Source organism: Fructobacillus sp. ESL1129 (genome assembly GCF_058507945.1).
On the sequence record NZ_CP196668.1, the window covers coordinates 862,496 to 876,873 of the forward strand.

The following is a 14,378-nucleotide window of genomic DNA, read 5'->3' on the forward strand; positions in this document are numbered from 1 at the left end:
CACAAATAAAAAGAGATAAAAGTATAAACTTTTGTCTCTTTTTAAAATATTTAGCTAACTATGAAATCAATAATTACAGATTTCACCCAATAATTTAATTACCTTTTTACTGCTTCAGTATTCTTTTTAAAAACCTCCTCATATGGTACTAAATTACTAACACAATAGGAAAAATTTTTAGTTGGAGTTTCAAATACCAAATTTAATATCGCACTACGATCTCCTTTTCCGTTAAAATCAAAGAACATTATTCGACAGTTAACTACTCCATATGAATCAAGTTTCAACGGAAAAGTACATTTTTGTAATAATTCCTGATGATATTTTCCCTCGCCACCGTTTAGTGAAAATTTGTCTCGCAAGTGCACATCCATATTTTCAACATAAATCATACCTACATTTGTTTCATTAACATTAGCTATAGTAATTGGAGTCGGGGATAAATTTGCAATTGAAAGTTGGCAAACAAAGATATTTGTTTTCTCATCATGAACAGACTGTAATGGAGTTTTATGAGGGTCATCCATTCGATATGCAAACCCCATTTCGGAACGATTCCCGCTCAGTTTATCAAGCACTAAACTATCATATAAATCAAGCGGTCTAATTTTAATATTTGGCTTTGTTTTTCTATCTTTATAAAATTGGTAACCAACCGAAACAAAACTTATAACAGCACTAGCTAAAGCAATGTTTGTACTAGTAAACATTATCATCTTCCTCACATTTATTACTTATCACAATCTTTGAATCTTTGTCCTCTTTGTACATATCTAAATACGCTAACCAATTATTTACCTCATAATATCATGATCAGATAGTAATTTAATGAAATCATCTATTTAATAAACATTTTCGCAAATAATTTACCAATCTTTAATAGAAGCTCAACACTTGATTAGCAATATAAGTCATATTAGGAAATGTAAGTTTAATTAAAATTTCTTGCTTACACGCTTCGCAACTTCATCGATATCCGGCTGTATAATTTTCATAAACAATTTTATGAGAAAAGTTATTTTGTACCTCTATTTTACTAATAAGTGTGGCAAATTCTATAATTAATTCGAACAATCACATTTAAAATAAAAATTGAAAATCGTCTCAGACTAATTTAGTTACCTAAATCAATTGCCAACAAGGTAAATTTAGCGACTTTAAAAATATACAATTCGTTGACTAAAGTCCTTTTACAATTTCCGCTATCAGACTTACCTCATCGAATATCGACCTAAAAAAGTCAGCTAACGAAAAGCAGTCGATAACTGGGAATCGATAATGTTTCATTAAATAGAGACTAAGATAAGATATGTATCATTACTTTTTTAGAGCAAAAAAACGTATTTGTTAGGCAACTAAGGATCAAATAAAAACATGAAGTCACATAAACTATCAGACACCGAATGAAGTTTTTTCTAGGTTGTTTTAATTGACCTTGTAATTTACCTAGTAATGATATACTTAAAAACATCAATAAACTAATTCAATAATTTATTTATCAAATAAAGGAAATTATCACATGGAAACTACATCTTCTCCTAGAACATTACTAATACTCGGAAATGGTTTTGACTTGTCATTAAAAATTAAATCTCAATATTCCGATTTCTATAAGAGTAACTTCTTTAAAAAGAATTATTCCGTTTGGAGCTACATTATTCCGGCATTAATTCCAAATGCGGAATCAGCTGATTGGATGGATATTGAATCTGCAATAGCAACCGTTTTACTAAGTCCTAACTATGGAATTCTAAAGTCATACAAAAATTCCAAATTACCCAAAGCCATTAATTTTATTGATAAATCTGTACAAAGGAACAGAAATCTTATGTGGGGCGAAATAACAGTACCTGAGGAATACTCTATTCCCAGCGATGAAACAGATATAGTCCCATTAGTATTTACGATTGCAAAAATATTTCACACACGTGATTATCAAAATCTATATGAGATAATTGAAGAATTAAGTAACAATCCATATAGTAAAATTGAGCATTACAGACAAGGTCCAAAAACAAAAGATAGCCCAAGTACTAATGGCTTGGCGTCATTTGAAGATAAGTTAAACGATAATCATTATGAATTCTTATCACTAATTTCTGACTTTTTATTAAACGAATTAAAAATATTAGAACAAAATTTTCAAGAATATCTTAATAGTCAATTAGACTCTACTTATTCCACGAAAGCAAGTGAAAAAATAACTCAATTAATTAAAAAGTTTGATTCACCGAATATTGGAAACACAACTAGCGATGTATCAATTCTAAGCTTCAACTATACTAACCTCAATAATACAATGCTCTATTTCACTTCCGATAACATAAAAAAACTTGGAGAAGCCGATATCTTTTCTGATGACATGTTATTTCCTCAAAAAAGTTTTAACGTAACGAATATTCATGGAACACTTGAAAAGAATAACATTATTTTTGGAATAGATTCTCATGATGATAAAAAACTACAAGACAAACGTCTGCAGGTCTTGGTACAACCATTTACAAAAGCATCAAGAAAGTTAAGAATTACCGAACCTAGCCAATTTAATATCGATACCAATATAAAAAATGTTGTTTTCTTCGGGCACTCACTTAGTGAAGCAGACTACTCATATTTTGAATATATTTTCAATGCAGTTCATTTATACTCAAGCGAATGTAATTTAATTTTTAAATATGCAACAGCCTATGACATTAACAATAAGCAAAAGATTAAGGGTGAAATTTGTTCCGCGGTCGAGAAACTAATTAGAAAATATCAAGATAGTTTACCAGCCAATCAACAAAACGATTTATTCAATCGTTTGTTAATACAAGGTCGTATACAAGTCATTGATATTGATGAAGAAATCGTATAATTTTTACAGTTGCTACAATTATCATGATCAATCAAAAAATAAATGATATTATTGAAAATTCATTACCTAAAAGGACCACATTTTAAAAAATGGTCCTTTTTTAATGATTATTATCCTTTAAAAACCATCACATACTATGGCAACTCGTTTTCTATCTTCTCTCTATATTGTCTTATTTCGTTAGCATACTTAATGTAATTGTTAAACTCAAGTTTCAACAAATGTATAGGGGCAATCTGCTTATCAGAAAAGTCATATTTTATTCCGCTCACAATCATTGCAAAATAAACAAGATTTTTATAAACTACCTCACCCTTATTATCTTCATATACAAACTATAGAAAGATTCCCATTAATTTAATTGTTGTAACTGAAAAATAGGAAATAGTATCATTCATTAATTTTTTTAGCTTTTTTGGGTTCTTTAATACAGAGGAAATACCAGTATCGTTAATTATACTTATCCAATGCTCAAGAACATTCTGCATCCCCTCACCATTAAATTAGCGAAAAGAATTATCAATCTGTAATTATTTACTATGATCAAATTAACCAATAGAACAGATGAACCGAAACAATTTATTATTTTATCTTGTAGTACACTAAGGGAGTATCATCCTCTAAAAAATAAGAAAATAGAAAGTGATTACCCATGACTGAAAAATATGAAGAATATCAACAACTGCTCAACTTGGATTACGATGATGCTGTACAGCAGTTATTAACAAAATATGGTGCTGTTCCAGCCGATTATTTTGTGGAAAAGAGTTATCAACGATACATTAACAACGAAATTAAGACTCCCGCTAAGAATAGTAAGGTTAATTCACGTACAAATGACGGATTAGAAATCCACCATATTATGGAAAACCAATATGAAGATATGGGGAATCCAGTCGCTATTCAAAAGCAAAATATTCCCTTTGATTTTCAGGAAGCCCAAACACTTTGCTATGTTGATAAGTGGGAACACACAATCTTACATGCTTTAATCGCCATTGAAACAAAAGGAAAGCATGGATTACCGGGTTTGAATACTTACCTCATACCTACAATTGAAGACTGGTACATCGAAGGTAATGCACCCGAATCTAGTTCACCCCGCACTCAATGGATTGTGAACTGCTACGATAAAGCAAAGTTAGACAAAACAGAGTCAGAATCACTATTAAATAGCATTAAACATAAGCTTGATGATGAATTAAAAGACGTGCGTTTTTAAAAGCAAATAATAAACAAGCACGCGAACTTGTTTATTTAAATAGAGCCAATGAAAAAACAGTTAACCAGTGGCTAACTGTTTTTGTTATGATGCAAAAATTTTAGAAATGTTTACTATTTATATCTTATCAATAATACCCATTATTCCGATCCACCCGTTCAAAGTGGTTGCCGACCTTAGTCATGTTATGGTCGATATTTTGTAGACGATTGTTGGCGTCTTGGATACTTTGGTTGGTACGTTCTTGGATGTCAGCCATCTTTTTATTAGATGCAGTGATGGCTTCAGAACTCTTTTGGATGGTACCTTGCACGTTGGCGAAGCCACTTTGAACAGAGGTGTCCAGTTGGAATAGGAGTTTGGCAATTTTGTTGTTCTGCTCGGCATTTTGTCGAGCTAGAGCGTTCATTGTGTCCAACGTCTTTTGCTGGTTATCCTTGAGTTGGTTCATTAACTCATCATGGTTCTTCGCGTTTTGGTAACGATCGGTAGCTAGTTCGTTGGCGTGGCCCCATTCCGTTGCTTGCATGCTTTGCAATGCTTCCAACATTAGTTGGTAGTATGGCAACTCAAACCGGTACTGATCGGCCATTGGAATGACACGAGGTAGGTTTTGCTTGATTTCGGCAATCCGACGATCAACGGCTGGTAGATCCTGACTTTCTATTTGGTCAATTTGACCGGTCACATCCAAAATGGAATTGTCCACATCGTTTGAATTCGATAGCAAGTTGTTTTTCAAATCCGTCAGCACTGCTTTCGCCTGTTGGACTTTATCATTATAGTCTGCATCGGCTTGTTGAACCTGCAATTCATATTTTTGACGGTTGGCTTTCTCCGCCGCTGCTTCCTCTTGCTTGAAGCGATTGGCTAACTGACCGTTAGCCTGTTTAATCAAGAGGGCCCCCAGAACAAAGTGAGCAATAAAGGCGCCCCATGAAAAGGCAACTTGCAGCATCGTCAGGTGAGAACCAGATGACACCGTCGACATCAGCATGGAAACAAAGATAAAGGAATAAATCAGCAAAGCAACACGGGTGTAGTTCACAACTGGCTTGATTGTTAGGTATTTATTCACGTTATCAAACAACTTATGATGCTTCTTTAAGTACCAAACATCAAATAGCGCAATGTAGACCGGTAAGATTGTTAATAATTGCGGCATCATTGACGTGTTTTTCAATCCTTCAGCCGTTGTATTGGTTACGAAGTTACCAGAAGTAATTCCTGAAACACTCGAAATGACCAGTAGGACAACCTCTAGAAGAACCATCCACAGCAAAAGTCGGCGACCGACTTTTTTAGATTCTGAATCGTCAACCGTTGCCGTGTAGCCCGTTGTGTCCAAGGCAATTTGCTTCTTGCTGATATTGCCGAATTGGCCACGGTCAATCTTAGCCACAACATCATTGATTTGCCCTTTTAAAATCTCCTTATCAAGCGACAGTTGGTCGGCCTGACGTTCAAGCATTGCATTTTCTTTTGACAGTTTTCTGCATTGCTTCACAGCCTTTTGATAGGCATCAACGTACTGCATCTCCTCCTTCACCTGATTAATTAGCTTGTTTTGATTCTCGTCCATCACATTCCCTCCAAAAACACAAAATCACTTTATTTTATCACTATTGTGATGAGTCTTGCGAATTGAAGAAAAAGGGAAGAAAATCCTCATTTTAATCTGTGATTTACAAATTGTCAGCAACTTTTTTATTAAAATCTTGTTGATTTTTCGATAATTCGGCAGACACATCGTCTGTTTATTGAAATTTCGCCGTTTTTTCAATAAATAAGCGATATGAGGATCTGTTTATTGAAATTTCGCCGTTTTTTCGATAAATAAGCGATATGAGGGACTGTTTATCGAAATTTCGTCGTTTTTTCAATAAATAAGCGATATGAGGGTCTGTTTATTGAAATTTCACCGCTTTTTCAATAAATAAACGATATGATAGCCTGTTTATTGAAATTTCGCCGTTTTTTCAATAAATAACTTACTATCTCCTATTCTTGTAAGACATCACAAATTCTAAAATCTGAAAGAAAATGTCCAACCATACACTGAGCATATTAAAAAGCACAACCCACCATGATTGTGCTTCTTTGTCTAGATAATAAGACATTATTCCATAAATATACCATTCTCAGTATTTTAGTTATTAAAAACAGCACTGCCTGATACGTACCTGATCAATGTAAACCAACATTTTGGCGCATTTTTTTATTGGCTAGTTCAGCTAAATAATTATGCACAATATGAATTTCATTTTTCGAGGCTTTTCGCTGTAATTCCCCGTAGTTATGATGGTATTTTTCAATAATTGTATTTGCTTTTTCCTTATTCATCACTTAACATTTCCTCTAATTCTTGCTCAAAATACCTGCTTGGTAAAATTTTATTAATATCATCTACGTTAGATATCGTCCGATAAACCTGATTATTAAAATTCTGAAAAGTAACGTGTACTTTAACTAAGTCTCCGAATTCTTTTTGAATTTTAGAGACATTTTCCCGAGAACGAATAATCGTCTGAATAAATACTCTTTTTGGTACTACACGTCCGCAACGCTTCTCTCGTTTTTGAACATATTGCCATGCAATTTTGGGGTGTTGATAAACTAAATGTATGGTTACATCATATTCTCTCTTTAGCACTCGTTCAATATTTTGTTGTGCTCTCACATGCGAAAAAGTCCCATCCAAAATAAAAGAGTAACCATGATGTATGACATAAGTGAATACAGTATCTACCAAAAATGAAGCACCCCGTTGAAACTCACTTGAATTACGTCCATTATAACCAGGAAACCGTTCCCGAAAATAATCAGCGTCAATCATGACCAAGTTCTGGTTAAATAGTTCATTTAAAACAACGGAAAACTCCGTCTTACCTGCTCCCGGAGTACCAGCCATAAATATCGCAACTTTATCTTGATAGACTAACTTAGCTTGTAAAACAAGCTGTAAGAACTCCTTCTTCTTTTCCTTTGCATAACTTAATGAATCGAATGGCATCGTTTATCCTTTCAAGAAACGATGCTTTGATTTCCTATCATTATTAAAACGAATTCCACCAAAAATAGCGAGGAATTTGTCCAAATTGAACCAGTTATGCCAATATGGCAATACTTGAAAAGATTCTCAAAAGAAATCAAACTCCAGCGAGTACACGTTGCTTATCCTGCCCGGCTACGCATTGGAGTTGTTCGTAAATAAAGTCGCTGGTCGAAGCCAACTCGATACCAACAAAAAAAGAACGCCCATGTAGGCGTTCCCTTTAAAAATTCAATTACTTGACGTTGTCTGAGTCAGACAGCTTCTTTTGGTCGGAATCGATGCTATCAACCAACCACTTTGACTCGTCCTTGTCGTACTTGACGTGGGCCTTCAAGAGGAAGGTCTGCGTCAACGTACCGGACGTGTGCTTGTCAGGATCAGTATCAGAAGAGTAGTTAAAGTCTTCCTTGATCTTGAACGTCACATCAGCGGTCTTCTTACCCGTTGACTTGACGTCTTGGACGTCAATTGGGCCAAAGTTGATGGATTCGGCCGTTCGCTTTGACTTGGTCTTGTTGTTGCTAATCATTTCCGTAAAGTCGGTGTAGGCCTTGTTGCTGCTACCGTCGACGAAGACGTCGGAAGCCGTCACATCGCTACTGTATGAACTGCTGTCCTTGGCCCCGACTTTCGAAAGCAAGGAAGACATGTTGGTCAACAAAGCATCAGCATCTGACTTGGTCAACTTGGACTTGGAACTTGAAGAAGATGATGAGCTCGTCTTGTAAGCGTACAGGTTAATTTCGGCGTTGCTCTTGTTGGCAACCACTTCCGTATCCGTTCCCTTATAGGTGTCGCCATCGACATCGCCCTTGGCCTCAAATTCGTAGTAACCAGGTGCTTGGTGCTTCACAATTGCCGCTTCATCATCGTCTGAGTCCTTGATGATGGTCTCATCGTTGGCCGTCACCTTCAGACCTGAATGGTTCGTGTAAACCTTCAAGTTAATTGGCGTGACCACGATTTGGTACTTTGGGAAGACAAGGAAACGATTACCCGTCTTCTTAACCTGAACGTTGTAAGCAGAAGACTTCAACATTCGTTCGATATCGCTCTTAGTGGCACCCGTCTTGATGTACTTCACCAAAGGGGTCACTTCAGACTTAGTCAACTTCTTATCCGTGTCAGACCAAGTCAGGTTTTGACTGTACTTATCGGCGCTACGACTATCCAAAACCTTAATGGCCCGATCCATTGATGAATCGTATGAATAGTAGTTTTGTCCGTACAAGTAACCAGCGACCAAGGCCACAACGATGACAATCAACGTTGGCAACTTCCAGCCACGCTTCTTCTTATTCGTTTGACTTTGACGATGTGGGGCAACCGTGGTATCGTCGTCAGCCTCTGTCGGCGTTTCAACAGCGGCTGCCGGTGCGATGTACTGGCGCTGCTTCACTTCATCGATGGATGGCTTGCGTCCGTACTTCTTTTCAAAGTCGGCAACCCAAGCCTGCAGAATTTCCTTCTCGGATGGTTCCGCTGCTTGTTGCTTCATTGCAAAGCCGTTGGCCTTGGCAGCCTTGAATTCATCAAGGGAAGGTTCGCGACCGTTTTCTTTCTTAAAGGCATCACGCCATTCTTGCTGTGTCATGAATTGACTCCCTTTAGATTAGTAGTTAAAGCTTGAAATCGTGTCGATCAATGACTTAAACATTGGGGTGACGATGACCGCGTAACCAATGTAAATCACAACGGACGTGATGATGGTTTGGGCAATTTGCCACCAGATCAAGTCAATCTTCTGATCGTTTTCGCGGTACTTTTGAACAAAGTAGATGGAAGCGAGGTTCGTCACGGCCACAGCTAACATTGGGAGAGCAATCAAGATTCCAATGTTAATCATGATGCCTTGAATCGTGCTGTTCAAATTACTGATGCTGTTTTCCGTTGGCACTTGAGCGATGAATGAGTAAATAAAGCCCACAGCGGCAAAGATGGCAGCGGCTGGTTGGAAGACCAAGAACTTGTTAACCAAGTTCTTGAACTTTTCCTTCCCCTTTGACACCAATGCCAAACCTGGCAAAGCAGCTAAGAACAAGATGACAAAGACGACAACGAAGTTAAAGAAGACCGATGGCAAAACGCGCCCAGCGAGGTCAGCAATCCCACGAGTATAAGAACTTGAATAGCTGCTACCATAACTGCTTCGAACGGCATCCCCCATAACCGCAAAGATACGACGAATCACGTTCCAGAAGATTCCAGCAGACAAAACCGTCGTCAAAGCGAAAGTCAGCCAAAGGTACAATTGGTTTGGCTTGTCTTCGTTGACATACTTCATTGGGTGCAAGGCCCGGTTCTTCAACCAACCAAAGTAGTTACCAGCATGTTGCTTGGCCTTGTTAAAGGCTTCGCCGGCTTGTTCCTTGGTTTCTTCCATCCCCTTGCTGATTTCCTTGCCGTCCTTCTTCAGTTCGGCCTCAACCTTTGCTTCAGCCTTAGCAGCTTCGGCGTGGGCATCCGTGAACTCACCCTTTTCCAATGCGGCAGCGATTTCATCTGCGTTTGGCTTACGGTTGTTGATGAGTTCGAAATACTCTTCCCATTCTTTGCGACTTGTCATACTTTCTCCTTTATTATGTCTAGATTAAATGAACATATAAAAGTGTACCACAAAATGGGTACACTTATTGTAAAAAGGTGCATTTATGAGGGTATTTAGACTTTTTTTAAATAAAAAAGACCTTCTAAAATCAGAAGGTCGACAACCTAACCAAGCATCATGATCCAATCGCATACGGCGCAAGCGCCACAATCAAAATCAACAGAACGGCAACAATAATCCAAGTACGCAACCGGATTTGCTTAAAGGCTGCAATACATCTAGCAATCAAATTCATAAATTGACTCTTTCTTTTCAAATTTTTCCTGCTTTTATTTTAGCACAGCAACCACCTGAATTTTGCCAAACAAAAAAAGCCCGCGATTGCGGACTTTTTGTAAAACGGTAATCCAACGATTAACGCTTTGAGAACTGTGATGCCTTACGGGCCTTCTTAAGACCTGGCTTCTTACGTTCCTTCATACGAGCGTCACGAGTCAAAAGACCAGCTTGCTTCAATGCAGTACGGAAGTCAGGGTCAACCGTCAACAAGGCACGGGCGATACCGTGACGAGTTGCACCAGCTTGACCTGAGAATCCACCACCGTTAACGTTAACAAGTACGTCGTAGTTACCCAACGTATCAGTTGCGTTAAATGGTTGCAAAACAACTTCACGCAAGTTAGGGAAAGGAATGTAGTCTTCAATGGACTTACCATTCATCGTAATTGCACCAGTACCTGGTACCAAACGGACACGGGCAACTGAGTTCTTACGACGACCGGTTCCGGCATATTGTGCTGCTTCAGTCATATTCTTGGTCTCCTTTCTTAAACTAACTTGTTGATGTCAAGCACTTCAGGCTTTTGTGCAGCGTGGTTGTGATCGGCTCCAGCGTATACGTGGAGGTTCAAACCTTGCTTGCGACCCAAAGAAGTCTTAGGCAACATACCCTTGATTGACAATTCCAACAACTTTTCTGGATCGTATTGGCGGTAGTTACCAGCCGTACGTTCCTTCAAGCCACCTGGGTGGTTTGAATGGTGGTAGTAAATCTTGTCAGTTGCTTTCTTACCAGTCAACTTTACTTCACCGGCGTTGATGATGATGACGTTGTCACCCATGTCAACGTTAGGCGTGAAAGTTGGCTTGTTCTTACCACGCAAAATGGCGGCAACAACCGTTGACAAACGACCCATTACGACGTCCTTTGCATCAATGATGTACCACTTCTTTTCGATTTCGCCTGGCTTTGCTAAAAATGTTGTACGCATGGCGCGCTCCTTTAATTAGTTGTTTACAATGTCTGAGCGTTCCTTCTCAGACGGTTACAATAAGTTTCCGGGGCTTATCGTGAGGTAAACAATACCGATTTACAGTATATAAAATATCGGGCAGAGTGTCAACGATAAATGGCGGATTCGCGGGCTTTTTTACAAGATTCCCACCGACTTTTAAAAAAGGCATTTTGAAAACACCCCTAAAAAATCTTTTCGCAAGTCATCCCCGCTAATTTTCTAAATTAAAGAACAAAATTCAAGGAAATATCCTATTAATAGGTTACAATGTTTGAGAAAGGAGAGAAGTATGAGAAGAAGACACAGTATTCAACAGCTTTGTTTGTTGATTCTTGCGGCGTTAACCCTTGGGTTATGGACAGTTAGTCACGCCAGCAAAGTTTCAGCAACTGAAGCGAATCAATACGTTACTAGCGCCTCCCTGAAGGATCTAACGAACCCGACGGCTGACCCATACGGTCCCATCGACAATATGCAGGTTAACTATGGTTATAAGATTCCCAGTGGGGCGCTGAGCGACCAAAGTCGTGATAGCTCGATTACCGTGCCCGAACAGTTCACCATCCTATCGATCATTAACTTTGACATCAAGGATGCCTTAGGCCAAGTTGTGGGGGTTGGGACAACCGATCCAGCAACTAATCGGATTAACATTCACTACACCGACCTGGCGTTAAAGGAAAACAAGACGGACGCCATTAGCGGCTCCCTGTCCATTACCATGCACTGGAACCTGGACAAAGTCAACACTGGCAAGGCCACGGTGATCAATTGGAATCTGCCCGATCGTGATGGCACCACGCCAAACGCGAACACGGTCAACATCAATCCCGCTACTGGTCCAGCCAGTGACGAAAAGTTGGCCAAGTGGTCATGGTACGATCCCGACGACCCCTCCATATTGCACTGGTGCATTCGCGTGAACTACGCCCGTGACCACGTGGAAAACGCCGTGATTCATGACCAATTGACTGGTAACCAAGTGTTAACGGGTGACTTTAACATCCGCCAGGTTCGCTACAATGCCGATGGCACGACTTTTACCACCATTAGTCTGGCGGATAATCCCGCTGGCTTTGTCAAAGATAGCGCGACGAGCTTTCACGGTGACCTCGGAACCATTGACGACACCTATCTGATTTACTACGAAAGTAAAATCACCGATGGTGGTGTTCAAAAGAAATACGGGAACTCGGTTGACTTAACAGGTAAGAATACAACGCCCGAAACGCAGGACGTTTATTCCCCAACGTACGCCGGTTCCGGATCCGCTACTTTCCATGGCGATAACACGCCAAAGAAGCCGGATACTCCAAAAGTGCCGGATACACCTAAGCAACCGGACACACCAAAAGTACCGGATTCGCCGAAGGTCCCTGATACGCCAAAAGTACCGGACACCCCTAAGGTTCCTGTTGAGCCAGCACAAGCAGCTGTCGCAACAAAGAATGAAACACCCACAAAGCAACAACCCGCTTCAACAAGCACCAACAGTGTTCCTACTCCGCTAATGCCAAAAACAAATAAGGAAGCAAACCCTCAATTCATTAAGGGCTTGTTGACTGCCTTAAGTGCTTCAGTTACACTTTTTCTTATCGTAAACACAAAGAAAAAATAAGTAACTTATCATAGTATTGATAAAAGGACCAGCCGATTTCAAGTGAAATTGGCTGGTCCTTTTTTTAATAATCGGTCGTCATGAAAAGACCGGCGGTTACCAAGGCAACCACCGATCAATTCAGACAGAGGGAATTACTCACTGTCAACATCCCGCAGCATTGTGAGCAAACATGAGAGAAGAAACAAGCTGATTAAAAGAGGATAGCAGCGCAAATTTCTATCGTAACCAAAACACCCAGGCAAAGAAACGAAATCAGTGAAGGTCAGCAGCGCGCGAACGGTAAACGCCGGAGAAGCGCTTACCATGGATCATCACGCCAATCTTATGACACCAGACTAGTATAGGAAGAGAAAGTGTCAGTCGACAGCTCGAACACTGCTTCCATTGATTCGCTGACAAAAGTGGGTTCGTATTTTGGTCCCTCTGTCTGCTTTATTTATACCACGATTCGTGGTAACTGGCAATCATTTTATTTATATTTTTAAATTATGTTGCTTTATTATACAATAATTTGAAATATGTATTGCTGAATCTCGCGACTTTTTTAACAGTGTCTAATGGAAACGTATGGGAAGAACTGAAAAAGTTCAGGCGATAAACCGAAAGGGAAAAAGCAGTCCAAGTGTTCCTCCACGGGGTTGCTGGCAATTAAAAACGACTGCTCGTACAGCAGCCGTTTTTAATCAAATCATTAATCAGTCATTATTTGCCTAAGATCCCATCACAAAATCCATGGGCAAATTGGCTCACCGCCCGTCCTAGGACAAGCCCACGGTTGCCCATGCCACCATGCACTTTGGCTAACTGATTAACAGCTAAATCAACATAACGTTCACTCACCATAATATCCTGCATTCTTTTCTCCCTTCTCTTTCTTCAAAATCAGCGGCCCATCACAATGGAACGAACTAACCGACCACACGTATATCCCACTTGATAGGCGATGGAACGTCCGCCCAAAACTTCGTTTAGCTGTTCGTCATCAAGTGTTTGCATCGTTGTTTCGTACATATCGTGTCCTTTCTTACAAAAAACAAATTCTCCAAACAAGCAATAAGAACTGGCCAGCTCTCACCTGAAATATAGCACGGCCAAATGGGGCGAACAAGAAGAATGATTGCAAAAAATAAATAATGAACCTTTTGATTTAGGATGTATAAAATACTTGAAAAGAGTGATTATCTGATTTTTAATTACTGGGTTTAAAATACTGATTTTTACATATCGTTGAGAACGGCCACTCGTCAATTAACTAAATCAGCCCCCTCCTTTCGCTCTTTTCAAAAAAACAAAAATCACCGCCCTAACTAAACTAACCAAGAAAAAACAGCCGGACTTTCGTCTGACTGTTTTCTTTTTAATCTTCAAATGTAAAGACTTCGTTACCAGCATAGGCTGCCAGACGGGCCGAGTGAATGATTAGCTCTAGGAGCACTTCTTCCTCTGGGTGGGGATGATTCCGGTGAAAGACGGGATTTGTGAAGTAATCCTTGACGTCCGCCCAGTTTTTTGTCGAGGGACGCAACGTCGCTTGATTGGATTCAATCCGAGCGCCGTTTTCGTTCATGACCGTCATCACGGCCACCCGGTCATTGACTTTTAAGTCCGCCATCTTGCCAGTATCTGGTTGGCTAACCAAATACCAGTGATTGTGCTGATTGGGGTCCATTGCAAAGCCCATGATGCGTAGGCTGGGCTGCCCATCTTTTTCGGTGGCAACGTAGAGCAATCCCTTTGCTGCCAGTGCGTATTCTTCAAATAGCGTCATGTTGCCTCTCCT

At 39.4% G+C, this 14,378-nt stretch carries 14 protein-coding genes; 3 read left to right on the forward strand and 11 right to left on the reverse strand.

Translation table 11 applies throughout. The features are described 5' to 3' along the window. Positions 1-98 precede the first annotated feature (98 nt). Positions 99-710, reverse strand: coding sequence for a hypothetical protein (locus ACSYSL_RS04210; RefSeq protein WP_491708438.1), 612 nt, complete (start codon positions 708-710; stop codon positions 99-101). 809 nt (positions 711-1,519) lie between these two features. On the opposite strand from ACSYSL_RS04210, the gene ACSYSL_RS04215 reads away from it, so the two are divergent. Both ACSYSL_RS04215 and ACSYSL_RS04220 read left to right on the forward strand, forming a co-directional pair. Further along, complete coding sequence (locus tag ACSYSL_RS04215) at positions 1,520-2,857, forward strand: AbiH family protein (RefSeq protein WP_491708439.1); 1,338 nt, start codon at positions 1,520-1,522, stop codon at positions 2,855-2,857. 652 nt (positions 2,858-3,509) lie between these two features. Further along, positions 3,510-4,079 (forward strand): SAV1803-related protein, encoded by a 570-nt coding sequence (locus ACSYSL_RS04220; RefSeq protein ID WP_491708440.1) that lies wholly within the window; start codon positions 3,510-3,512, stop codon positions 4,077-4,079. A gap of 127 nt (positions 4,080-4,206) precedes the next feature. Here ACSYSL_RS04220 and ACSYSL_RS04225 read toward each other — a convergent pair whose 3' ends face one another. The 7 genes from ACSYSL_RS04225 to rplM form a co-directional block, all read right to left on the reverse strand. Then, positions 4,207-5,661, reverse strand: coding sequence for a hypothetical protein (locus ACSYSL_RS04225; protein WP_491708441.1), 1,455 nt, complete (start codon positions 5,659-5,661; stop codon positions 4,207-4,209). A 605-nt stretch (positions 5,662-6,266) separates the two neighbouring features. Next, on the reverse strand, positions 6,267-6,422 hold the full coding sequence (locus ACSYSL_RS04230) for a hypothetical protein (protein WP_491708442.1): 156 nt from the start codon (positions 6,420-6,422) through the stop codon (positions 6,267-6,269). Beyond that, positions 6,415-7,092, reverse strand: coding sequence for a zeta toxin family protein (locus ACSYSL_RS04235; RefSeq protein ID WP_491708443.1), 678 nt, complete (start codon positions 7,090-7,092; stop codon positions 6,415-6,417). Before ACSYSL_RS04235 ends, ACSYSL_RS04230 begins: the two co-directional genes overlap by 8 nt. A gap of 274 nt (positions 7,093-7,366) precedes the next feature. Continuing rightward, positions 7,367-8,728 (reverse strand): zinc ribbon domain-containing protein, encoded by a 1,362-nt coding sequence (locus ACSYSL_RS04240; RefSeq protein ID WP_491708444.1) that lies wholly within the window; start codon positions 8,726-8,728, stop codon positions 7,367-7,369. An 18-nt stretch (positions 8,729-8,746) separates the two neighbouring features. Further along, positions 8,747-9,700 carry a hypothetical protein gene (locus ACSYSL_RS04245; RefSeq protein WP_010017474.1) on the reverse strand — a complete coding sequence of 318 codons (954 nt, stop codon included), beginning with the start codon at positions 9,698-9,700 and terminating at the stop codon, positions 8,747-8,749. A 396-nt stretch (positions 9,701-10,096) separates the two neighbouring features. Then, positions 10,097-10,492: a 30S ribosomal protein S9 gene (gene rpsI, locus ACSYSL_RS04250; protein ID WP_010017477.1), complete on the reverse strand. Its 396-nt coding sequence runs from the start codon at positions 10,490-10,492 to the stop codon at positions 10,097-10,099. Between the two features lie 17 nt (positions 10,493-10,509). Continuing rightward, positions 10,510-10,953 carry a 50S ribosomal protein L13 gene (gene rplM, locus ACSYSL_RS04255; RefSeq protein ID WP_010017478.1) on the reverse strand — a complete coding sequence of 148 codons (444 nt, stop codon included), beginning with the start codon at positions 10,951-10,953 and terminating at the stop codon, positions 10,510-10,512. A 313-nt stretch (positions 10,954-11,266) separates the two neighbouring features. Here rplM and ACSYSL_RS04260 point away from each other — a divergent pair, with 313 nt between their 5' ends. Beyond that, entirely contained in the window at positions 11,267-12,595 is a 1,329-nt protein-coding gene (locus ACSYSL_RS04260; RefSeq protein WP_491708445.1) for a collagen binding domain-containing protein, read from the forward strand. A gap of 705 nt (positions 12,596-13,300) precedes the next feature. Here the strand turns inward: ACSYSL_RS04260 and ACSYSL_RS04265 are convergent. The 3 genes from ACSYSL_RS04265 to ACSYSL_RS04275 all read right to left on the reverse strand — a co-directional run bounded on the left by ACSYSL_RS04265 (position 13,301) and on the right by ACSYSL_RS04275 (position 14,366). Continuing rightward, complete coding sequence (locus ACSYSL_RS04265; RefSeq protein WP_491708446.1) at positions 13,301-13,453, reverse strand: hypothetical protein; 153 nt, start codon at positions 13,451-13,453, stop codon at positions 13,301-13,303. A 27-nt stretch (positions 13,454-13,480) separates the two neighbouring features. After that, positions 13,481-13,609 carry a hypothetical protein gene (locus ACSYSL_RS04270; protein ID WP_010017484.1) on the reverse strand — a complete coding sequence of 43 codons (129 nt, stop codon included), beginning with the start codon at positions 13,607-13,609 and terminating at the stop codon, positions 13,481-13,483. A 346-nt stretch (positions 13,610-13,955) separates the two neighbouring features. Further along, positions 13,956-14,366: a pyridoxamine 5'-phosphate oxidase family protein gene (locus ACSYSL_RS04275; protein ID WP_491708447.1), complete on the reverse strand. Its 411-nt coding sequence runs from the start codon at positions 14,364-14,366 to the stop codon at positions 13,956-13,958. Positions 14,367-14,378 lie beyond the last annotated feature (12 nt).